Here is a 19,043-nt window from a genome sequence, read left to right on the forward strand (position 1 = left end):
CTCGCCGTGCGCGAAATTGATCAGGTTGATGATCCCGTACACCATCGTGTACCCCAGCGCCACCAGCGCGTACATGCTCCCCAGCACCAGCCCGTTGATGATCTGCTGTATCAGGATGTCCATGGGTGCACTCCCCTCGTCAAGTCAACACGCGACCCTGCTGGGCCGCCAAACAGGTGCCAACAAAAAACCCACCCCGATGTGAGGTGGGCTCAGTGCCGCAACACCTGCAGATGTTGAAAATTCTAGGAGCGCCCCTGTGCTGGGCGGCGTCGTGACAAACCCGCAGCAGCCATCGCACAAAACAGTGCTTGACCGCGGCGGGCTTTAGCCGACGGAATCGGCTGAGAGCATCTCAGTCGCCCCCGGCTTCTTGATCCCACTTGCGCAGAAGTGCGAGCTTTTCAGCGATCTTCACTTCCAAGCCCCGTGGCACGGGCTGATACCAACCCGGCTCTGCAATGCCATCGGGAAGATAGGTCTCACCCGCGGCGTAGGCATTGGGTTCATCGTGAGCGTATCGGTACTCATGCCCGTAGCCGAGTTCCTTCATGAGCTTGGTCGGTGCATTGCGCAGGTGAACCGGCACCTCGCGGCTCTTGTCCTGCTTCACGAAGGCACGCGCCGCGTTGTAGGCCATATAGCCCGCATTGCTCTTGGCCGCGACGGCCAGATAGATCACCGCCTGCCCAAGGGCGAGCTCACCCTCAGGACTGCCCAGCCGCTCATAAGTCAGCGCCGCATCGTTGGCAATCTGCATGGCTCGGGGGTCGGCAAGGCCAATGTCTTCCCATGCCATGCGCACGATGCGCCGCGCCAAATACCTCCCGTCGGCACCGCCGTCCAGCATGCGCGTCAGCCAGTAAAGGGCGGCGTCCGGATGCGAGCCACGAACCGACTTGTGCAAGGCCGAAATCTGGTCGTAAAAGTTGTCGCCACCCTTGTCGAAACGCCGGCTGTTGAGGGTCAAGGCATTTTGCAAAAAATCAGCCGTGATGGCCGTCACCCCAGACGTGCTGGCGGCTGTGCTGGTTTGCTCCAACAGGTTCAAGAACCTTCGGGCGTCACCGTCTGCATAGCCCACAAGGGTGTCTCGGGCTTGTTCGTCAAACTCCAGATGCCCCAGCGCAAGGTCTTGCGCACGCACGAGCAGCAGCTTCAATTCCTCGTCAGTCAGCGATTTCAGGACATAGACCTGAGCACGCGATAACAAGGCCGAGTTCACCTCAAACGAGGGGTTCTCGGTGGTGGCGCCAATGAAGGTGACGAGACCGCTTTCAGCATAGGGAAGCAGTGCGTCTTGCTGGGACTTGTTGAAGCGGTGAATCTCATCCACGAACAAGATCGTGCGCTTGCCCATGAGCAAGTTCTGCTGGGCCTGCTCCATGGCGGCTCGGATGTCTTTGACACCGGAGAACACCGCGGACAGCGCAATGAATTCGCACTTGAAGGCCGTGGCGGTGAGCCGCGCCAATGTGGTCTTGCCCACACCGGGTGGCCCCCAAAAAATCATGGAGTGAGGCTTGCCCGACTGAAAGGCCAGCCGCAGCGGCTTGCCCTCTCCCAGCAAATGAGACTGCCCGAGCACCTCATCCAGGGTCTTGGGACGGAGCACTTCCGCCAGCGGCGCAGAAAGCGCCGCTGGCGCTGCAGGCGCGCCAGCGCCAGGAAGCTCATCGTCGAACAAGGAAGCGGTGCTCATAGGGCCAGACCTTCAGGGCTGGCGCAGCACGTCGACACCCGTCGGAGGGCTGAAGCGAAAACGCTCGGCAGCGACTTTCACATTGAGCTGCAGCTGCGAGAAGCGCAGCACCGAGCGCTGGCCAAAAGCATCCACAAACTCCAGCGCTGCCAACTGGCCGCTGGAAAACCCCAGGCGCAGGCTTTGAAACCCGCTGTCGGCACGACGCGGCGTGGCCAGCACCCAGCTCAAACCCTCTGAATTGGCTTCGGCCTTGAGGGTGAATTCGTCCTGCAACTGCGTTCCGGCCAGCAAGGCCAGCGGCGTGGCCCCCAGGGCTTTGCCAAACGGGCGCACAGAGGCTTGCTGCAGCTCTGGGTCGTAGAGCCAGACCTCGCGGCCATCGCCCACGATCAGCTGCTGCACGGGCTTTTCGTAAGCGAAGCGGAACTGGTTCGGACGCTGGAATTCAAACGTGCCATGCGACTGCTTGGTGCGCTTGCCATCGGGCGTGCTGACGGTCTGCGTGAACTGCGCGCGGCCGCTGCTGGCCTTGCTCACAAAGCCCTGCAAGTCTTGCAAAGCATCGGCCTGCGCGGACAGCGCCGCCATCGCCCCCAAGGCCAGCCCCGCGAGGCTGCGCCAAAACTTCAATGTGGTCGTCTTCATCTTCATTTCAATCGGGCACTTGCTGCCCATCAGCCGCGGCGGCTTATTCCTCGCGCTTGGGCACCAGCAAATCTCGGTTGCCATTGGTGGCCATGCCCGAAACCAAGCCCGAACGCTCCATTTGCTCCAGCAGCCGCGCCGCACGGTTGTAGCCAATGCGCAAATGGCGCTGCACCAGGGAAATAGAAGCCCGCTTGTGCTGCAGCACCACGGCCACGGCCTGGTCGTACATGGGGTCGGATTCTCCGTCCCCACCGCCGCCGCCAGAGGCATCGGCACTGGCATCGCCTTCGAGCACGCCGCCTTCCAAAATGCCTTCGATGTAGTTGGGCTCGCCGCCTTGTTCCTTGAGGTACTCAACAACGCGGTGCACCTCCTCATCGCTGACAAAGGCACCGTGCACACGCACGGGCAGCCCTGTCCCTGAGGGCAGATAGAGCATGTCACCCATGCCCAGCAAGGCCTCCGCACCCATCTGGTCGAGGATGGTGCGGCTGTCGATCTTGGAGCTGACCTGGAAGGACAGGCGAGTTGGAATATTGGCTTTGATCAGGCCGGTGATGACGTCCACCGAAGGCCGCTGCGTGGCAAGAATGAGGTGAATACCCGCCGCGCGCGCCTTTTGCGCCAGGCGGGCAATCAGCTCTTCGATCTTCTTGCCCACCACCATCATGAGGTCGGCCAATTCGTCGATGACCACCACGATGTGGGGCAGACGTTCCAGCGGCTCGGGCTCTTCAGGCGTGAGGCTGAAAGGGTTGGGGATCTTCTCCTCGCGCTCGGCGGCTTCGTCGATCTTCTTGTTGTAGCCCGCGAGGTTGCGCACGCCCATCTTGGACATGAGCTTGTAGCGCCGCTCCATCTCGCCCACGCACCAGTTGAGGGCGTTGCCCGCTTGCTTCATGTCGGTGACCACCGGGCAGAGCAGGTGCGGAATGCCCTCGTAGACGCTCATCTCGAGCATCTTGGGGTCGATCATGATCAGCCGCACGTCGCGTGCTTCAGCCTTATAGAGCAGCGACAAAATCATGGCGTTGATACCCACCGACTTGCCCGAGCCCGTGGTACCGGCCACCAAGCAGTGCGGCATCTTGGCCAGGTCGGCCACCACCGGCTGGCCCACGATGTCCTTGCCCAAGCCCATGGTGAGCATGGAGGCGGCATCGGCATAGACCTGCGAGCCCAGCACCTCTGACAGGCGAATGGTCTGACGCCGCGCATTGGGCAGCTCCAACGCCATGAAGTTCTTGCCCGGAATGGTCTCCACCACACGGATGGACACCAAGCTCAGGGAGCGCGCCAAATCTTTGGCCAGACCCACAATCTGCGAGCCCTTCACCCCAGTGGCAGGCTCGATCTCGTAGCGTGTGATCACCGGCCCGGGCATGGCCGCCACCACGCGGACTTCAACACCGAAATCCCGCAGCTTCTTCTCGATCATGCGGCTGGTCATCTCCAGCGACTCAGGCGTGACCGATTCAACCCGCGCGGCTGGCGCATCAAGCAAGTCAACCTGCGGCAGCTTTCCGGCGCTGGGGTCGCTGAACAGGGTTTGCTGGCGCTCCTTGGCTACGCGCGTGGAGCGCGGCACTTCGACCACGGGCGGCTCGATCACGATGGGCGGATGCTCCTCCACCGACTGGCGCACCACCTCAACCACTGCCTCGCGTTCGCGCTTGGCTTCTTTACCAACGCGCTTGTCCTCGGCAATTTCACGCCGCTCCACCGTGCGTGAACGCAGCAGCCACAGCCGCGCACCGATGCGCTCGGCCAATTCCAGCCAAGAAAAGCCAAAACACCAGGAGGCTCCCAGCAAGAGCAACACGATGCAAACCAGCCCTGAGCCGCCAAAGCCCAACCAGCGCATGCTGGCCGGCCCAATCCAGTAGCCCAGCACACCACCCGCATGACCTGGCAGATAGCGCTCCAACCCGTAAAGACGCGACCACTCCAGCGCACAGCTGGCCAGCAACAGCAGCGCCAGGCCCAGTGGCAGGCGCAGCTTCTCCCAGGTTCGCGAGGGCGGCTCGGCCTTGCTCAGGCGCAGCACGGCCCAAACCGCGCGCGCCCATGCCCGCAGGCCCACCAGCAACACCCACCAGACGGAAAAACCAAAGCAGAAATACAGCAGGTCTGACAGCCAGGCGCCCAGTCCTCCCACCCAGTTGCGCGTCAGCGCCTGACCCGATGCCACAGTAAACGCGCTGTCACGCGCATCGTGCGTCAACAAAGCCAGCAGCAGCAGCAAGCCCACCAAGGCCCCAACCAGCAGCCAGACTGGGGTGAGCAAGGCACGCGGCTGAGGTTGGGCCACAGCGGTGGCTCGCTTGACACGACGCGGGGCTCCACGCTGTTCAACAGGCGCGGCAGCGTCCCCCCCAAGCAGAGTTCCAGGAAAGCTCATGTGCGGATTGTGGCCCAGGAAAAGAAGAAGCCGCCTCCAGGGCGGCTTGTGAGTTGCAAAGCGGCCGAACTCAGTCGTGCTGCAAGCGATCCTTGATCACGACAGAGCCGTTTTCCAGCGTTTCAATCACGCCGCGGTCTTCCAAGTCCTTCATCACACGGCTGACCATCTCACGGGAGGCACCGACCACCTTGGCCATGTCTTGGCGAGACACCTTGCCGCGAATGATCTTGACGCCCTTTTCCTCTTCCGACATATCGAGCAGCGTGCGCGCCACACGACCGTACACGTCCAGCAGGGCCAGCGACTCGATCTGCCGATCAGCGTTGCGCAGCCGGGCCACCAGCCCACGCAAGATGCCGTAGGCCAAGCTGCTGGCGTCGGGCAGGCAGCGAGAGAACTCGCTGCGCCCCAGCACCAGAATGTCCGTCTGCACTTCAGCGCGGACCGTGGCGGAATGCGCCTCGTTGTCGATGAGGCTCATTTCGCCCACGTAGTCGCCAGGCTGCAGCACCGCCAAAATGACTTCACGCCCACGGGAATCAGCGGTCAAAACCCGTGCCCGCCCGTTGAGCAAAATGTAGAGAGAATTCGACTTGGTGCCTTGTTCCACCACCAATTCACCGCGCTTGAAACGGCGCTTCACCACACTATCGGCTATGGACTGCGCCTGGTCGGCAGTCAGCATCGAAAACAGCGGCACACGGCGGATCAAATCCAAGTTAGACAACATCGCCATTCGAGTTCTCCTCCAGGGGTAGGTTTCTGGGATGAATCCGGCACATCGCGAGGGCAACGGCCTAGAATGTGCGCATTCTGCCCAGGGCAAGACCGGTTCGATCCCCGGGAAAAGTGGCATATTTCCCAGAACAATCATTGCCTTTGACTAATACTGTTGCTTTTTGAGCCTTTCAAACACCATGACGTCACGCCATTTGCCCCTGCTGATCCTCGGCTCCGGTCCCGCTGGCTACACCGCAGCGATCTACGCCGCGCGAGCCAACCTCAAGCCGGTGCTGCTCACCGGCATGGCGCAGGGCGGTCAACTGATGACCACCACTGAGGTCGACAACTGGCCGGCCGACGTTGCTGGCGTTCAAGGTCCTGAGCTGATGCAGCGCTTTTTGGAGCACGCAGAACGCTTCCAAACCGAAGTGGTGTTTGACCACATCAATGAAGTCGAACTCACCCAGCGCCCCTTCACCCTCAAAGGCGATAGCGGCACCTACACCTGCGACGCACTGATCATCGCCACCGGCGCATCCGCCAAATACCTGGGCATCCCCAGCGAAGAAGCCTTTATGGGCCGAGGCGTGAGCGCCTGCGCCACCTGCGACGGCTTTTTCTACCGCGGGCAGGAGGTCTGCGTGGTGGGCGGGGGCAACACGGCGGTTGAAGAAGCGCTGTACCTCTCCAACATCGCCTCCAAAGTCCACGTGATCCATCGCCGCGACAAATTCCGCGCTGAGCCCATCCTGGTGGACAAGCTCATGGACAAAGTGGCGGCCGGCAAGATTGCACTGCACCTCTTCCAAACCCTGGATGAAGTGCTGGGCGACGCCTCTGGCGTCACCGGTGTGCGCCTGCGCAGCATCAATGACAACAGCACCCAAGACATTACCTTGCAGGGCTGTTTCATTGCGATCGGCCACCAGCCCAACACCAGCATCTTCACAGGGCAGTTGGAGATGAAAGACGGCTACATCATCACCCGTGGCGGACATGAAGGCTTTGCCACCATGACCAGCGTGCCCGGCGTGTTTGCTGCAGGCGATGTGCAAGACCACATCTACCGCCAAGCCATCACAAGCGCTGGAACGGGCTGCATGGCAGCATTGGATGCGCAGCGCTATCTGGAGCAACAAGGCGGTTGAGCCGCCTGCTCGCGCAATCAGTTGGCCATAGGCTTGTGAACTGGCATGAAAGCAGGCTAGAATAGTCGGCTTTCTTGCTGTGCAAGAGAACACGGGTTACCGCCACCCTTTTGGCGAGGTGAGGCCACTGTTGCTGTGGTGGCCTGAGTAGGCTGGGGCAACCCAAACACTCGGGAGACACGGCTCAGTCGCTGTATGACAAGTATCGGAGTGTCCTCATGGCACGCGTCTGCGAAGTCACGGGCAAGAAGCCCATGGTTGGGAACAACGTTTCCCACGCCAACAACAAAACCAAGCGCCGGTTCCTGCCGAACCTGCAATACCGTCGTTTCTGGGTCGAGAGCGAAAACCGCTGGGTGCGTCTGCGCATCAGCAACGCTGGTCTGCGCCTGATCGACAAAAAAGGCATTGACGCTGTGCTGGCCGACCTGCGTGCCCGCGGTCAAGCCTAAATACTGAAGGAGCGACACCATGGCATCCAAAGGCGGACGCGAGAAGATCAAACTGGAATCGACTGCCGGTACCGGTCACTTCTACACCACGAACAAGAACAAGAAGACCACGCCCCAAAAGCTGGAATTCATGAAGTTCGACCCTAAGGCACGCAAGCATGTGCTGTACAAGGAAACCAAGCTGAAGTAATTCAGCCTTTGGTCAAAAAAGCCCACCAATGGTGGGCTTTTGTATTTCTGGCGACAAAACTATTTCGATCGCGGGGGAAATTGATCGGCAAACCATCGATCAATCAATTCCTTTTCATACCGAAACGGCTCATTGCTATCACGCAGTGAATGCTGCGACAGGTAGTTCAAATCGGTAATCCTCGCCTCACCCCGTTCCTCCGATTTTCCTTCCACGACCAAGGCATAGGAAAATTCCAGGCGAGGCAGCGTGATGCCGCGCATGACGCGAAGCGAGCGCCCCGCGAAATTAGGCTCAATCTCACCAGCCAAATCGACATCAGCCACCTGAATCTTCAAGCGAGAGCCCGCAGGCAGCTGCGAGGCATGTCTCTCAAAGTGGTATTTGATAGCGTTGAGCGCACGTTCGCGCTCTGCGTGGGTAAAGCCGATGTCGGAGAACTGCTCTGGCTTGGTGAAGTCCACCGACACCTGAGCGTCAACAGCCGCTGCGCAGACCATCTGGGCAAAGCCCAGGCACAAGAGACTCAGCATTGAAGCGCGTTTCATAACCAGCCTCCCGCGAGGGACAACGAGAGGCCATTATGAACTTCAGGCGCGAACCGTGCGTAAGCCCAGCGCAAACGCCTTGAGCTCGGCGATGCCACTGCTTTCAGCCTTGGCGCACCAAGCCTGCAGCTCAGCAACCAGCTGTTCCGCCGAGACATTGGTGCGGGTCCACAGCGCGCGCAGCTCTTCGCGCATGAGCACCAGCTTGTCCAGCGCCGGGTGGGCGGCGCGGGCATCAGCAATCAGCGCCAGATAGCTGGCCGGAATGCGATCGCTGTCGCGATGCAGCCAGCGCTGCGCCACCTTGAGCTGCTGCCATTGCTTGGAGTGTTCTTGGCCGGCTGCCTTGAGCCGCTCCAGCTCCATCGCACATACGGACTTGAGCTGTTTGGCGTAGCGCGCCATGACTTCGTAGCGGTGGGCAATCAGGCCTTCGAGCGTGTCTTTGTCGGCCACGGGCTTGATGTCACCCTGCTTGATTTGGGGCGCCACCTTGCGCACCTTGGCCCAACCCAGCATTTCCAGCGCACGGATATAGCCCCAGCCAATATCGAACTCATAGGGCTTGACGGAGAACTTGGCCGACGTCGGGTAGGTGTGATGGTTGTTGTGCAACTCCTCACCGCCGACGATCAAACCCCAGGGCGAGACATTGGTCGAGGCATCCAAGGCCTCGAAGTTGCGGTAGCCCCAGTAGTGGCCAACGCCATTGATCACGCCAGCTGCCCAAAGCGGAATCCAAGCCATCTGCACGGCCCAAACCGTTGCCCCCAGTGCGCCAAACAAGGCCACGTCGATGATGAGCATGAGGCTCACGCCCAGCGCGGAGTAGCGCGAGTACAGGTGACGCTCGATCCAATCGTCAGGCACGCCGTGGCTGTAGCGGGCCAACGTGTCTTCGTTTTTGGCCTCAGCACGATAGAGCTCTGAACCGCGCAGCATCACCGTTTTGATGCCGCGTGTGACGGGGCTGTGCGGGTCTTCTTCGGTTTCGCACTTGGCGTGGTGCTTGCGGTGAATGGCCACCCACTGCTTGGTGACCATACCGGTGGTCATCCACAGCCAAAAGCGGAAGAAATGCGAGGGAATGGGTCCCAGATCAAGCGCCCGGTGGGCCTGGCTGCGGTGCAGAAAAATGGTCACCGCTGCAATGGTGATGTGCGTCACCACCAGCGTGAAGACCACAACCTGCCAAGCGCTGGCGCGCGTGAGCCCATGAATTGCCCAGTCAAGCAGGGCATCGTGTACTGCAATCAAAAAATCCATGAGAACTCCGCTCGCCCCCGGATCAGGGACACCAACAGGGATGGCTCGATTGTAGAAGACAGCCCTGGTTTTGCACTTTCTAGGCCAGCAGTGCTGACGCTGCGCCATGATCGGCGCGGCCGTGACCGCGCGATGCGTGAATCAATACTCAAGCGCGCTGCCAGACCGCGGCATAGAAGCCGTCGCTGTGGTGCTTGTGCGGCCACAGCCTGAGCTGCCCGCCCTCGCACAGCGCGGCAGCAGCCGCCTCGGTCTGACCATGACGCTGCAGAATTTCTGCCGCATCCAGGCGCTGGAACTGCGGGTGCGCCTGCGCAAAGGCATCGGCCACGCCCTCGTTTTCATCGTCCAGCAAGCTGCAGGTGGCATAGACCAAACGGCCGCCGGGCTTGAGCAGGCGCGCGGCGCTGCTGAGGATGGCCAACTGCTTGGCTTGCAGCTCGCGCACCGACTCGGGTGACTGGCGCCACTTCAGGTCAGGATTGCGGCGCAAGGTGCCAAGGCCGGAGCACGGGGCATCGACCAGCACGCGGTCAATCTTGCCCGCCAGGCGTTTGACGCGCTCGTCGCGCTCGTGCGCCAGTTGCACCGGGTGAACGTTGGACAGACCGCTGCGCGCCAGACGCGGCTTGAGCTTGTCGAGCCTGTGCCCGGACACATCAAACGCGTAGAGCCGCCCGGTGTTGCGCATGGCCGCACCCAGCGCCAGAGTTTTGCCGCCAGCGCCAGCGCAGAAGTCCACCACCATTTCACCGCGCTTGGCTTCGAGCAGCAGAGCCAGCAGCTGGCTGCCTTCGTCCTGCACCTCAAGCCAGCCCTGAACGAAAGGCTCGACCTTGTTCAAAGCGGGCTTGCCCTGCAGCCTGATGCCCCAGGGCGAATGCGGCGTGGCTTCGGCCACCAGGCCTTGGGCCTGCAACGCGCTGAGCACGTCTTCGCGTCGGGCCTTGAGCGTGTTGACGCGCAAGTCCAGCGGCGCGGGGCTGTTGAGCGCCTGCGCCAAGGCCCAGAAATCCTGCTCGCCCAGGCGCTTTTGCAGCGGCTCGGCCAGCCATTCGGGCAGGTTGTGGCGCAGCCGTGGCGCCAGCTGCGTGGTGTCGACCGACTGCACTTGCTGCAGCCAGTGGCGCTCGGCTTCGGTCAGCGCCCCGCGCAAAAAGGCTTCGTTACCCACCCAACCCAAAATGGCCAAGCGTCGCGCCATGGGCCCCTGCCCGCTTTGCGCCAGATGCTGAAACAACAGGCGTTGGCGCAGCACGCCATAAGCCGTCTCGGCCAGGGTGTGGCGCTCACGAGGGCCCAGCGCCTTGTTGGCGCGGAAGAATTGAGAAACAAGCTGATCGGCCGGCGCGTCGAACAGCAACAAGCTGTCCACCAACTCGGCGGCCAGTTCCAGTAAAGCGTTTGGATGCATGGGCCCGATTATCCCGCGCCTGGGCCGCGCGGTGTGTACCCATGCTGCGCCTTCAAAGCGTAAAGAGCTGAGCTTCCCCGCCCAAATGCCGCACTTGGTTGCCGCTGATGGCCAGCTCCCCGCACACCATCCAGCGCACGGCGCTGGGGTACATGCGGTGCTCCAGCCCCAGCACACGCTGCGCCAGGGCCTGCGCGTTGTCGCCATCGAGCACAGGCACCACGGCCTGGGCCACGATGGGGCCATGGTCCAGCTCGGCCGTGACCAGGTGCACGGTTGCACCAGCCACGCGGCAGCCCGCCTCGATGGCTCGCTCGTGCGTGTGCAGGCCCGGGAAAGACGGCAAGAGCGAGGGGTGAATGTTGAGCAAGCGGCCGGCATAACGCTGCACAAACTCGGGCGTGAGGATGCGCATGAAACCGGCCAGCACCACCACATCGGGCGCGTAACTGTCGATCACGCGGGCCAGCTCCTGGTCAAAAGCGGCGCGGGCCGCATCGCCCTTGCCAAAAGCTTTGTGGTCAACCACGGCAGTGGCAATGCCGTGATTTGCAGCAAAAGTCAGGCCCGCCGCGTCCGGGCGGTTGCTCACCACGGCCGACACCTCGGCCGGCCAAGCTTGGTCACGGCAAGCGTGCACGATGGCTTCCATGTTCGAGCCACGGCCGGAGATCAAAATCACAATGCGCTTCATGGGGCGGCAGTGTAGCGGTCTACCTACAATGCGCCTCCCGGCGACCGCTGCTCAGGCGGGCTCCAGCCACCACCCCTTTGCATGCCGATGTCTACCCTGCCCTCTGATGCTCCCCTGCCCACCCCTCAGCGTGTTTTGTCCGGCATGCGCCCGACCGGCGCGCTGCACTTGGGTCACTACCACGGCGCGCTGAAGAACTGGGTGCACCTGCAAAACGAGCACGATTGCTTTTTCTTTGTCGCGGACTGGCATGCCCTGACCACGCAGACCCAGCGTCCCGAGCCCGGTGTGCTGGAGCAGCGTGTCTACGACATGGTGGTGGACTGGCTGGCCGCGGGCATTGACCCCGAACGCACCACCTTGTTCATTCAAAGCCGCATTGCCGAGCACGCCGAGCTCTTCACGCTGTTGGCCATGAGCACGCCCTCGAGCTGGCTGGAGCGCATGCCCAGCTACAAAGAAGCCGTGGCCGACAACCGCGAACTGGCCACCTACGGCTTTCTGGGCTACCCACTGCTGCAGGCGGCGGACATCCTGCTCTACAAGGCCTCGGGCGTGCCGGTGGGCGAAGACCAGGCGCCGCATGTGGAAGTCACGCGCGAAGTGGCCCGGCGCTTCAACCACCTGCACAGCCCCGCCGCCCCCATCCTGGCTGAACCTGTGGCCATGCTCACCGACACCTCGCGCGTGGCCGGTCTGGATGGGCGCAAGATGAGCAAGAGCTACGGCAACACCATTGCCATGCGCGACCGCCCCGAGGTGGTGGACGAGAAGATTCGCACCATGCCCACAGATGCACAGCGCGTGCGCCGCGGCGACCCGGGCGAGCCCAGTCGCTGCCCGGTGTGGGCCTTCCACGAGCTCTACAGCGACAACGAAACGCGCGACTGGGCTGCTGCAGGCTGCCGCAGTGCGGCCATTGGCTGCCTGGACTGCAAGCAGCCGCTCATCAAAGCCATCCAGGCCCAACAGCAGCCCTGGCGCGAGCGTGCCGAGGAGTTGCTGGCCGACCCCAAACGGGTGCATTGGATCGTCGAAGTGGGCACTGAGCGTGCCCGCGCTGTGGCGCGCAAAACCCTGCGCGAGGTTCGCCACGCCCTGGGGCTCAGCTACTGAGCGCGCAGGCGCTCCAAAGTCACCCCACCATGGCCAGCATCCACATCACAGACATTGAAGCGGCCATCAACTGGTGGCGTAAACGCGCTGACGCGCTGGACCAAGACGGGCTGAGCCTGGGTCCAGCCCTGAGCGCCCTGGCCGAGGTCTACGCCTTGATGGTCTACCGTCACGAGCAAGACTGCGCCGAAGACACCATGCCCGCCCCCGCACTGGAGGCCTGGCTGCGCTGGTACGAGACCATGCCCGACGCACCTTGCATCGCGATTTGCTCGACCAGCCAGGGCGACGATTTGTGCAAGGGCTGCGGCCGCACCTTCGACGAGGTGCAGGACTGGCCTGCTTTCACCCCCGCAGAAAAGCGCGCCTGCTGGCGGCGCATCACACTCGAAGGCACGGCTTGGCGCTTCAACCGCTATGCCGAGCGGGCGCAGCAACACAGCGGCGACGCTGTCGCAGTCACGGCCGCCACCGAAGCGGCGGCAAAGGCCCTGAACAAAGGCCCGCAGTGAGCGCGGTGCAGTCAGCCCAAGCCCGTCGCTGGGCGAACTGGCAACGCATTGCCGTGCTGGCCTGGCCGGTGTTCATCGGCCAGCTGGCGGTGCTGAGCTACTCCACCATTGACACCGTGCTCGTGGCACGTTTTGGCGCGCTGGACTTGGCCGCGCTGGCCGTGGGCAATGCCGTCTACACCAGCGTGTTTGTGGGGCTGATGGGCGTGGTGCTGGCGGTGTCGCCACTGGCAGCGCAGCGCTTTGGCGCGGGCGACAGCCAGGGCGTGGGCGACAGCCTGCACCAGGCCGTGTGGCTGGCCCTGGCGTTGACACTGCTGGGCTGGCTGCTGCTGCTCAACCCCGAGCCGCTGCTGGCACTGGCCCGACCTGAGGTGCAGGTGGAGGCCATCATTCGGCGGCACCTGGGTTTGCTGGCCGTGGCGCTACCCGCCGCGTTGCTGTTCACGGTCTACCGCGGCTTCAACACGGCGGTCTCGCGCCCCAAGGCGGTGATGGTGCTGCAGCTGGGCGGTCTGGCCCTGAAGTTCCCTTTGAGCCTGCTGCTGATCCATGGCGCACCGGGGCTGCCCGGCGCCTTGGCCTTTGAGGGCATGGGGGCGCCCGGTGGGGCTTTGTCCACCGCCATTGTGGTGTGGAGCCAGCTGCTGGCCGGTGTTTGGCTGCTGCGCCACGACGCGCACTACCGCCCCTTTGGCCTGCACCAGGGCGGTTTGCACCGCCCCAATCTGGCCGCACTCAAACGCCTGCTGGCGCTGGGCCTGCCGATGGGGGGCTCCATCCTGATTGAGGTAACGGGCTTCACCTTCATGGCCTTGTTCATTTCCCGCTTCGGCGCCACGGCGGTGGCGGGGCATCAGCTGGCGGCCAATCTGGTGGCCATGATGTTCATGCTGCCCATGGCGCTGGGCAATGCCACGGGGGCTTTGGTAGGCCAGCGCGTGGGTGCGCATGACCTGCTGGACGCTCAACGTCTGGCCCGGCACGGGCTGGAGCTGGCCTTGGGCTTGGCGCTGCTGCTGGGCAGCACCATGTTCTTGCTGCGCCTGCCGGTGCTGCAGCTGTACACGCAGGACCCGCTCATCATTGCCGCGGCCCTGCCTTTGTTGTTTTGGGTGGCCGTCTTTCACCTCGGTGATGCCGGCCAGGCCCTGTGTGCAGCGGTGCTCAGAGCCCACCATGTGACCCTGGCGCCCATGGTGGTGTACGCCCTGGCGATTTGGGGCGTGGGGATTGGCGGTGGGTATTGGCTGGCTTTTGACGCGCCCTTCAAGGCCTGGTCGGGAGCCCAGGGCTTTTGGGCGGCGGCCACATTGGGCTTGCTGCTGACCGCCACCGGGCTGGGCTGGGTGCAAGGCGCGGTGCACCGCAGCGCGCTCAAGCGCTCAAGCGCTCCCCAGCGGTAGGCGCAGCACAAAGCAGCTGCCCCCGCCCTCGCGCGCCAAGCAGCGCACGCTGCCCTCGTGGGCCTGCGCGATTTGCCGCACCAAATGCAGGCCCAGGCCCACACCGCCCGCCACTTCGGCGTGACCGGACAAGCGGAAGAAGGCCTCAAAAATGCGCTCGCGCAAGGCCTCCGGCACGCCCGGACCGCGATCGCACACCTGAATTTCAGCTTGCCCGTCCTGCAGCTGCAGAGTCAGCGAGACATCACCGCCGCCGTAGCGCTGGGCGTTTTCCAGCAGGTTGCGCATGGCCCGGCGCAACAGGCGCTCGTCCGCCCATACCGTGGGTGAGGCCTCGCACTGCAGCTCCACACCGCTGCGCGCACCTTCTTCGGCCAGCACACCGCCGAGTTCAAGCGCCTGACGGCGCAGCAGGGGCTCGTGGTTGTTCAAACGGCTGGAGAGCAAGATTTCATCGACCAGCGCATCGAGCTCAGCAATGTCGGTGTGGATTTCCTCGCGCAAGCGCGCCTGGGCCTGCGAAGGGCTATCGGGCAGCAGGGACAAGGCCATCTTGAGCCGCGTCAGGGGCGAGCGCAGCTCGTGGCTGGCATTGGCCAGCAAGTCGCGCTGTGCGGCCAAAAGGCCCTCAATGCGCTGTGCCGCCTGGTTGAAGCTCACGGCCAGGGCCGCCACTTCGTCGCGCCCGTGCTCGTCCACCCGGCGCGAGAGATCGCCCGCCCCGAACTGCTCCACGCCCGCCTTGAGTGCTTCGAGCCTGCGCGTGAGGCGGCGAACCACCGGGTAGGCGCCCGCGGCCACGCCCACAAAGAGCAGCACCAGCACCGTCACCAAACTCACGGCCGGGTTGGGTGTGCGTGCCAACCACGGCGGCAGGGCAACTTGCAGCTGCCCCAGCGCCGGGAACAGGTTGCTGCCCTCTGCATCGGCGCGCGGCGCCTTGCCTGGCATGCCTTCCGGCCCGCCTTCGGGTGCGGGTTCGCGGCCCGGCCCTGGGCGCGGGTTGCGCGCCACCAAAAGCACGCGCCCGTCGCTCAAGGGAAAGCGCAGCACCAGCACACCGGGGCGTTTGCTGCGGCGCTCGAACTGCGCGCTGCTGGCCAGGTCTTGGCCTTGCGCGTCTTCCAAGGCCAGCGCCATGCTCAGGCGCTGTGCCCATTCGCTCAAAGCCTGCTGCTGCTCACCGGCAGGGGCATGCGCAGGCGGCAAGGTGCGCTCCAAGAGCATGGCCATGCCCGCAAAACGCTCGCGCGCCACCGTCTCAAACTGGCTGCGTTCCTGCTGCAAATGGCCGTGGAACAACCAAGCGGATGCTGCGCCGAACAGCGCCAGCACGACCAGCACGGTGAGGTAAATGCGCAGGTACAGCGTCTTCACGCGGCGTCCTGCTTGCGCGCAAACAAATAGCCCGAGCCGCGCACAGTGAGCACGCGCCGCGGGGCTTTGGGGTTGTCTTCAATCGCAGCGCGAATGCGCGAGATGTGCACATCGATAGAGCGATCAAAAGCCTCCAGCGGGTGCCCCTTGAGCGAGTCCATGATTTGGTCACGCGTCAGCACCCGCCCCGGGTTTTGGGCCAACACGGCGAGCAAATCAAACTGGTGGCTGGTGAGTTCTTTGGCTTGACCGTCCACCCGCACCTGGCGCGCCGACAAATCCAGCTCCAAGCGGCCAAAGCGCAGCACCTCATCGGACTGCGCATCTGCCGGTCGCTGCGCGCGGCGCAGCAGCGCCTTGATACGGGCCAGCAGCTCGCGTGGTTCAAAGGGTTTGGCCAGGTAGTCGTCCGCGCCCAGCTCCAGCCCAACGATGCGGTCCAGCGGCTCCCCACGGGCGGAGAGCATCAACACCGGCGTGTGGCGGGTTTTGTCGCTGCTGCGCAGCTCGGCGCAAAACTGCAGGCCATCGCCGTCAGGCAGCATCACGTCCAGCACCAGCAGGTCTGCACTGTGCTCTTGCAAGCGTTGGCGGGCCTGCGAGAGCGAGCCCGCCAGAAGCACGGTGTAACCGGCGGACTGCAAATAGTCGCCAACCATCGCGGCCAGCCGAGCATCATCATCAATCAGCAAAACACGGGTACCCGGCATAAAGCAAATCGCTCCAAGGCATTCACACAGCAGCCCAGCATAGCGCCGAGCCCCCCCCTCATGCCCGCCACTATGGCAAAGCGCCGTCAGCGTGCCGTGTCTTGCAGGTAAAGCTGTGTAAACGTGCTTGAGTGCACCTACTCCTGCAGCGCGCTGCGCAGGGTGTGAACCACCGGGCGCTTGAGCACGCCACGCAGCCCCCACCAACCTGCCAGCTGTGCCAGTGCTGCCCCGGTCAACACACAGCCCAGCACCAGCCAGGGGCGCGGTGTCCATTCAAACTCGAACACCTGCTGCGTCAGCACCCAAGCCAAGCCCTGTGCGCACAGCCCGGCCAGCAAGCCCGCCAGTGCGCCCAAGCCCAGCAGCTCCGCGCGCTGCATGGCGCGCAGCAAGGCGGCCTGAGCGCCCAAGGCGCGCAGCAAGGCGTACTCGCGAGCACGCGCCTCGCGCGAGCTCGTGGCGGCAATCACCAGCACCAGCACACCCAACACCAAGGCCACGCCAAAGAGCAGCTGCACGGCCAGCACGATTTGGTTGAGCACCTGCTGTAGCTGCGAAATCTGCGCCGACACATCCACGATGGTGAGGTTGGGGAACTGCTGCATCAGCTGCCTATCCAGCCCCTTGGGGGAGCGGTAGGCCGCAATAAAGGTCTGCGGCAGCGGCTGTGCAGGGGCTTGCTCGAACATCACAAAGAAGTTGACCCGCATCGAAGCCCAGTCCACCTTGCGAATGCTGGAGATTTGCCCTTGGGTGAGCGCGCCCGCCACATCAAAGCTCAAGGTGTCGCCCAGGTGCAAACCCAGCTGCTGGGCCAAGCCCTGTTCCACACTGAGCTTGGGCAGCGCACCGGCCTCTTGCGGCTGCCCCCAGCGGCCACCCACCACCTGGTTGTTGGCCGGCAGATCAGCCGCGTGGCTGAGATTGAACTCGCGCTCGACCAAGCGCTGAGCCCGGTCCTGGCTGAACTGCTCAGGCTTGACGGCCTTGCCGTTGATGCTGACCAAGCGCCCGCGCAGCATGGGGTAAGCGTCGTGCCGCGCCACGCCGGCCTGCTGCAGTGCGGCCTCGAACGGCTGCAGCTGCTCGGGCTGGATGTTGATGACGAAGCGGTCTGGCGCGTCCACCGGCGTGGCCGCACGCCAGCTGTCAATCAAATCGGTGCGCAGCCACACCAGCAAGGCCAGGGCCAAAAGGCCAAACGACAAGGCGGCCACCTGCGTCACCACCAGGGCTGGGCGTGCGCCGAGCTGGCGCGTGGCCAGCAGCAGCCAGCGCGGGGCGCGCGCCAGCGGCACCGCCACGCGCAGCAGCTTGAGTGCGCCCCAAGCCACCAGCGCAAACACCAGCAGCGCTGCGCCAAAGCCCAGGGCTGCCATCAAACCCACGCGCGGCTCTTTGGCCAGGATCACCAGCACCGCCGTGAACCCGAGCGCACCCGCCAAGCCCGCCAGCACCGCGCCGCTGCGCGGCGTGCCCAGTTCGCGCCGAATCACCCGCAGCGGCGGCACAGCAGCCAGCTGCAGCACCGGCGGCAGGCCAAAACCCACCAGCAGCGCCCCTCCCATGCCCAGCCCCAAGGCCACAGGCCACCAGGAAGCACCCGGCAAGTCTGCCTGCAGCAAGGCGCCAAGCACGGCCACAAAACCCCAATGCAACAACCAACCCAGGCCCACACCCACCAAGCTGGCGGCCAGGCCCAGGCCCAGGAACTCCAAGGCATATGCCCAGGCCAGGCGCCGCTGGGTTTGCCCCAGCACCCGCAGCAGCGCGCAAGCGTCCAGGCGATGCTGCGCAAAACCCCGTGCCGAGAGCGCCACCGCGACCGCCGCCATGAGCGCTGCCAAGAGCGCCACCAGGTTCAAAAAGCTGGCCGCACGGTCCAGCGTCTGACGCATCTCGGGCCGCCCGCTCTCCAGAGATTCCAGTCGCACCCCGCGCCAACCCTGGGTTTTGATCTGCGCTTGCGCTCGCGCCACAAACTGCGCCACATCCGCCGCACGATCGCCCACCACGGCCATGCGGTAGTTCACCCGGCTGGCGGGCTGGATGAGCCCGGTGCTGGCCAGATCGCTGTGCGCCATCATGACGCGCGGCGCAAAGTTCATGAAACCCGCGCCCCGGTCGGGCTCATGCTGCAAAACGCCGGCAATGGCCAGCTCCCGCTCGCCCAGCCACAGCGTCTGCCCCACGCGCAGCTGCAAGCTGTCGAGCACGGCAGCGTCCACCCAGACCTGGCCGGCCGCCGGCGCGACCGCCTGGCGTCCGTCTTGCAGCGTCAGCTTGCCGCGCAGCGGGTAAGCGGTATCAACCGCCTTCACCGCTGCCAGGCGGCTATCGCCCCCAGCAGCGTCGGGCGCACGCACCATGCTGGGAAAGCTGGTGCTGTGCGCGGTACGCAAGCGCAGTTCCTGGGCCAGTTGGCGCAAAGGCTCGGGCGTGGGTTGGTCGGATGTCAGCACGGCATCGCCGCCCAGCAGCTGGGCAGCATCCCGGCTCAACCCGGCTTGCAGACGGTCGGCCAGAAACGCCACGGCGCATACCGCACACACCGCCAAGGCCAGCGCCAGCAGCAGCAGATGCAACTCAGGCGCACGGGCGTCCTGGCGGGCCTGCTGCAGCGCTTGACGCCAAACCGGCATAGGGCGGTGCTGCCTGGGCAGAGGCGGGGTCATAGGCGGCATTGCTCCAAATCAAAGACTAGAGAGAACACTGTAGCGCCCGGCG

At 64.0% G+C, this 19,043-nt stretch carries 18 protein-coding genes; 6 read left to right on the forward strand and 12 right to left on the reverse strand.

Annotation, left to right across the window (positions count from 1 at the left end; all coding sequences use genetic code 11):
• The 5 genes from ACG0Z6_RS07310 to ACG0Z6_RS07330 all read right to left on the reverse strand — a co-directional run.
• Positions 1 to 123 (reverse strand): ABC transporter permease subunit (locus tag ACG0Z6_RS07310; RefSeq protein ID WP_419964621.1); only part of this gene is annotated, 123 nt, incomplete at its 3' end.
• Between the two features lie 232 nt (positions 124 to 355).
• Entirely contained in the window at positions 356 to 1,702 is a 1,347-nt protein-coding gene (locus ACG0Z6_RS07315; RefSeq protein WP_394460003.1) for a replication-associated recombination protein A, read from the reverse strand.
• Positions 1,703 to 1,714: 12 nt separating this feature from the next.
• Positions 1,715 to 2,350, reverse strand: coding sequence for an outer membrane lipoprotein periplasmic chaperone LolA (gene lolA, locus ACG0Z6_RS07320; RefSeq protein WP_394460005.1), 636 nt, complete (start codon positions 2,348 to 2,350; stop codon positions 1,715 to 1,717).
• Positions 2,351 to 2,393: 43 nt separating this feature from the next.
• The gene (locus ACG0Z6_RS07325) at positions 2,394 to 4,754 is read right to left on the reverse strand and encodes a DNA translocase FtsK (RefSeq protein WP_394460007.1); all 2,361 of its coding nucleotides are present in this window, start codon (positions 4,752 to 4,754) and stop codon (positions 2,394 to 2,396) included.
• A gap of 70 nt (positions 4,755 to 4,824) precedes the next feature.
• Positions 4,825 to 5,493, reverse strand: a complete 669-nt coding sequence (locus ACG0Z6_RS07330) for a Crp/Fnr family transcriptional regulator (protein ID WP_394460008.1) — start codon at positions 5,491 to 5,493, stop codon at positions 4,825 to 4,827.
• 181 nt (positions 5,494 to 5,674) lie between these two features.
• Here ACG0Z6_RS07330 and trxB point away from each other — a divergent pair, with 181 nt between their 5' ends.
• The 3 genes from trxB to rpmG all read left to right on the forward strand — a co-directional run bounded on the left by trxB (position 5,675) and on the right by rpmG (position 7,270).
• Positions 5,675 to 6,628 carry a thioredoxin-disulfide reductase gene (trxB, locus tag ACG0Z6_RS07335; RefSeq protein WP_394460010.1) on the forward strand — a complete coding sequence of 318 codons (954 nt, stop codon included), beginning with the start codon at positions 5,675 to 5,677 and terminating at the stop codon, positions 6,626 to 6,628.
• 218 nt (positions 6,629 to 6,846) lie between these two features.
• Positions 6,847 to 7,080: a 50S ribosomal protein L28 gene (gene rpmB, locus ACG0Z6_RS07340; RefSeq protein ID WP_241398741.1), complete on the forward strand. Its 234-nt coding sequence runs from the start codon at positions 6,847 to 6,849 to the stop codon at positions 7,078 to 7,080.
• 19 nt (positions 7,081 to 7,099) lie between these two features.
• Entirely contained in the window at positions 7,100 to 7,270 is a 171-nt protein-coding gene (gene rpmG, locus ACG0Z6_RS07345; RefSeq protein ID WP_067273562.1) for a 50S ribosomal protein L33, read from the forward strand.
• Between the two features lie 59 nt (positions 7,271 to 7,329).
• Here rpmG and ACG0Z6_RS07350 read toward each other — a convergent pair whose 3' ends face one another.
• The 4 genes from ACG0Z6_RS07350 to purN all read right to left on the reverse strand — a co-directional run bounded on the left by ACG0Z6_RS07350 (position 7,330) and on the right by purN (position 11,192).
• Positions 7,330 to 7,818 carry a DUF3016 domain-containing protein gene (locus tag ACG0Z6_RS07350; RefSeq protein ID WP_394460011.1) on the reverse strand — a complete coding sequence of 163 codons (489 nt, stop codon included), beginning with the start codon at positions 7,816 to 7,818 and terminating at the stop codon, positions 7,330 to 7,332.
• Between the two features lie 42 nt (positions 7,819 to 7,860).
• Entirely contained in the window at positions 7,861 to 9,084 is a 1,224-nt protein-coding gene (locus tag ACG0Z6_RS07355; protein WP_394460013.1) for a DesA family fatty acid desaturase, read from the reverse strand.
• A 148-nt stretch (positions 9,085 to 9,232) separates the two neighbouring features.
• Complete coding sequence (locus ACG0Z6_RS07360; RefSeq protein ID WP_394460014.1) at positions 9,233 to 10,498, reverse strand: RsmB/NOP family class I SAM-dependent RNA methyltransferase; 1,266 nt, start codon at positions 10,496 to 10,498, stop codon at positions 9,233 to 9,235.
• 52 nt (positions 10,499 to 10,550) lie between these two features.
• Positions 10,551 to 11,192: a phosphoribosylglycinamide formyltransferase gene (gene purN / locus ACG0Z6_RS07365; protein WP_394460015.1), complete on the reverse strand. Its 642-nt coding sequence runs from the start codon at positions 11,190 to 11,192 to the stop codon at positions 10,551 to 10,553.
• A gap of 87 nt (positions 11,193 to 11,279) precedes the next feature.
• Here purN and trpS point away from each other — a divergent pair, with 87 nt between their 5' ends.
• The 3 genes from trpS to ACG0Z6_RS07380 are packed head-to-tail and all read left to right on the forward strand — an operon-like array spanning position 11,280 to position 14,226.
• Positions 11,280 to 12,308, forward strand: coding sequence for a tryptophan--tRNA ligase (gene trpS, locus ACG0Z6_RS07370; RefSeq protein ID WP_394460979.1), 1,029 nt, complete (start codon positions 11,280 to 11,282; stop codon positions 12,306 to 12,308).
• A 29-nt stretch (positions 12,309 to 12,337) separates the two neighbouring features.
• Positions 12,338 to 12,820 carry a DUF3717 domain-containing protein gene (locus tag ACG0Z6_RS07375; RefSeq protein WP_394460017.1) on the forward strand — a complete coding sequence of 161 codons (483 nt, stop codon included), beginning with the start codon at positions 12,338 to 12,340 and terminating at the stop codon, positions 12,818 to 12,820.
• Positions 12,817 to 14,226 (forward strand): MATE family efflux transporter, encoded by a 1,410-nt coding sequence (locus tag ACG0Z6_RS07380; RefSeq protein WP_394460018.1) that lies wholly within the window; start codon positions 12,817 to 12,819, stop codon positions 14,224 to 14,226. The genes ACG0Z6_RS07375 and ACG0Z6_RS07380 overlap by 4 nt, the downstream gene beginning before the upstream one ends.
• Here ACG0Z6_RS07380 and ACG0Z6_RS07385 read toward each other — a convergent pair.
• The 3 genes from ACG0Z6_RS07385 to ACG0Z6_RS07395 all read right to left on the reverse strand — a co-directional run bounded on the left by ACG0Z6_RS07385 (position 14,206) and on the right by ACG0Z6_RS07395 (position 18,958).
• Positions 14,206 to 15,603 (reverse strand): sensor histidine kinase, encoded by a 1,398-nt coding sequence (locus ACG0Z6_RS07385; RefSeq protein WP_394460019.1) that lies wholly within the window; start codon positions 15,601 to 15,603, stop codon positions 14,206 to 14,208. The two genes, ACG0Z6_RS07380 and ACG0Z6_RS07385, sit on opposite strands and share 21 nt — an antisense overlap.
• A complete protein-coding gene (locus tag ACG0Z6_RS07390; RefSeq protein ID WP_394460021.1) occupies positions 15,600 to 16,313 on the reverse strand; it encodes a response regulator in 714 nt (237 codons plus the stop codon). The genes ACG0Z6_RS07385 and ACG0Z6_RS07390 overlap by 4 nt, the downstream gene beginning before the upstream one ends.
• Positions 16,314 to 16,450: 137 nt before the next feature.
• Positions 16,451 to 18,958 carry an ABC transporter permease gene (locus ACG0Z6_RS07395; RefSeq protein ID WP_394460022.1) on the reverse strand — a complete coding sequence of 836 codons (2,508 nt, stop codon included), beginning with the start codon at positions 18,956 to 18,958 and terminating at the stop codon, positions 16,451 to 16,453.
• Positions 18,959 to 19,043 lie beyond the last annotated feature (85 nt).

The organism is Roseateles rivi (assembly GCF_043555845.1).
Classification (GTDB): domain Bacteria; phylum Pseudomonadota; class Gammaproteobacteria; order Burkholderiales; family Burkholderiaceae_C; genus Roseateles; species Roseateles rivi.

Coding starts and splice junctions, on each gene's coding strand:
- trxB (WP_394460010.1), top strand. CDS start 5,675: ATGACGTCACGCCATTTGCCCCTGCTGATCCTCGGCTCCGGTCCCGCT.
- ACG0Z6_RS07355 (WP_394460013.1), bottom strand. CDS start 9,084: ATGGATTTTTTGATTGCAGTACACGATGCCCTGCTTGACTGGGCAATT.
- ACG0Z6_RS07330 (WP_394460008.1), bottom strand. CDS start 5,493: ATGGCGATGTTGTCTAACTTGGATTTGATCCGCCGTGTGCCGCTGTTT.
- trpS (WP_394460979.1), top strand. CDS start 11,280: ATGTCTACCCTGCCCTCTGATGCTCCCCTGCCCACCCCTCAGCGTGTT.
- ACG0Z6_RS07325 (WP_394460007.1), bottom strand. CDS start 4,754: ATGAGCTTTCCTGGAACTCTGCTTGGGGGGGACGCTGCCGCGCCTGTT.
- purN (WP_394460015.1), bottom strand. CDS start 11,192: ATGAAGCGCATTGTGATTTTGATCTCCGGCCGTGGCTCGAACATGGAA.
- lolA (WP_394460005.1), bottom strand. CDS start 2,350: ATGAAGACGACCACATTGAAGTTTTGGCGCAGCCTCGCGGGGCTGGCC.
- ACG0Z6_RS07350 (WP_394460011.1), bottom strand. CDS start 7,818: ATGAAACGCGCTTCAATGCTGAGTCTCTTGTGCCTGGGCTTTGCCCAG.
- ACG0Z6_RS07360 (WP_394460014.1), bottom strand. CDS start 10,498: ATGCATCCAAACGCTTTACTGGAACTGGCCGCCGAGTTGGTGGACAGC.
- ACG0Z6_RS07375 (WP_394460017.1), top strand. CDS start 12,338: ATGGCCAGCATCCACATCACAGACATTGAAGCGGCCATCAACTGGTGG.
- ACG0Z6_RS07390 (WP_394460021.1), bottom strand. CDS start 16,313: ATGCCGGGTACCCGTGTTTTGCTGATTGATGATGATGCTCGGCTGGCC.
- ACG0Z6_RS07315 (WP_394460003.1), bottom strand. CDS start 1,702: ATGAGCACCGCTTCCTTGTTCGACGATGAGCTTCCTGGCGCTGGCGCG.
- rpmG (WP_067273562.1), top strand. CDS start 7,100: ATGGCATCCAAAGGCGGACGCGAGAAGATCAAACTGGAATCGACTGCC.
- ACG0Z6_RS07395 (WP_394460022.1), bottom strand. CDS start 18,958: ATGCCGGTTTGGCGTCAAGCGCTGCAGCAGGCCCGCCAGGACGCCCGT.
- rpmB (WP_241398741.1), top strand. CDS start 6,847: ATGGCACGCGTCTGCGAAGTCACGGGCAAGAAGCCCATGGTTGGGAAC.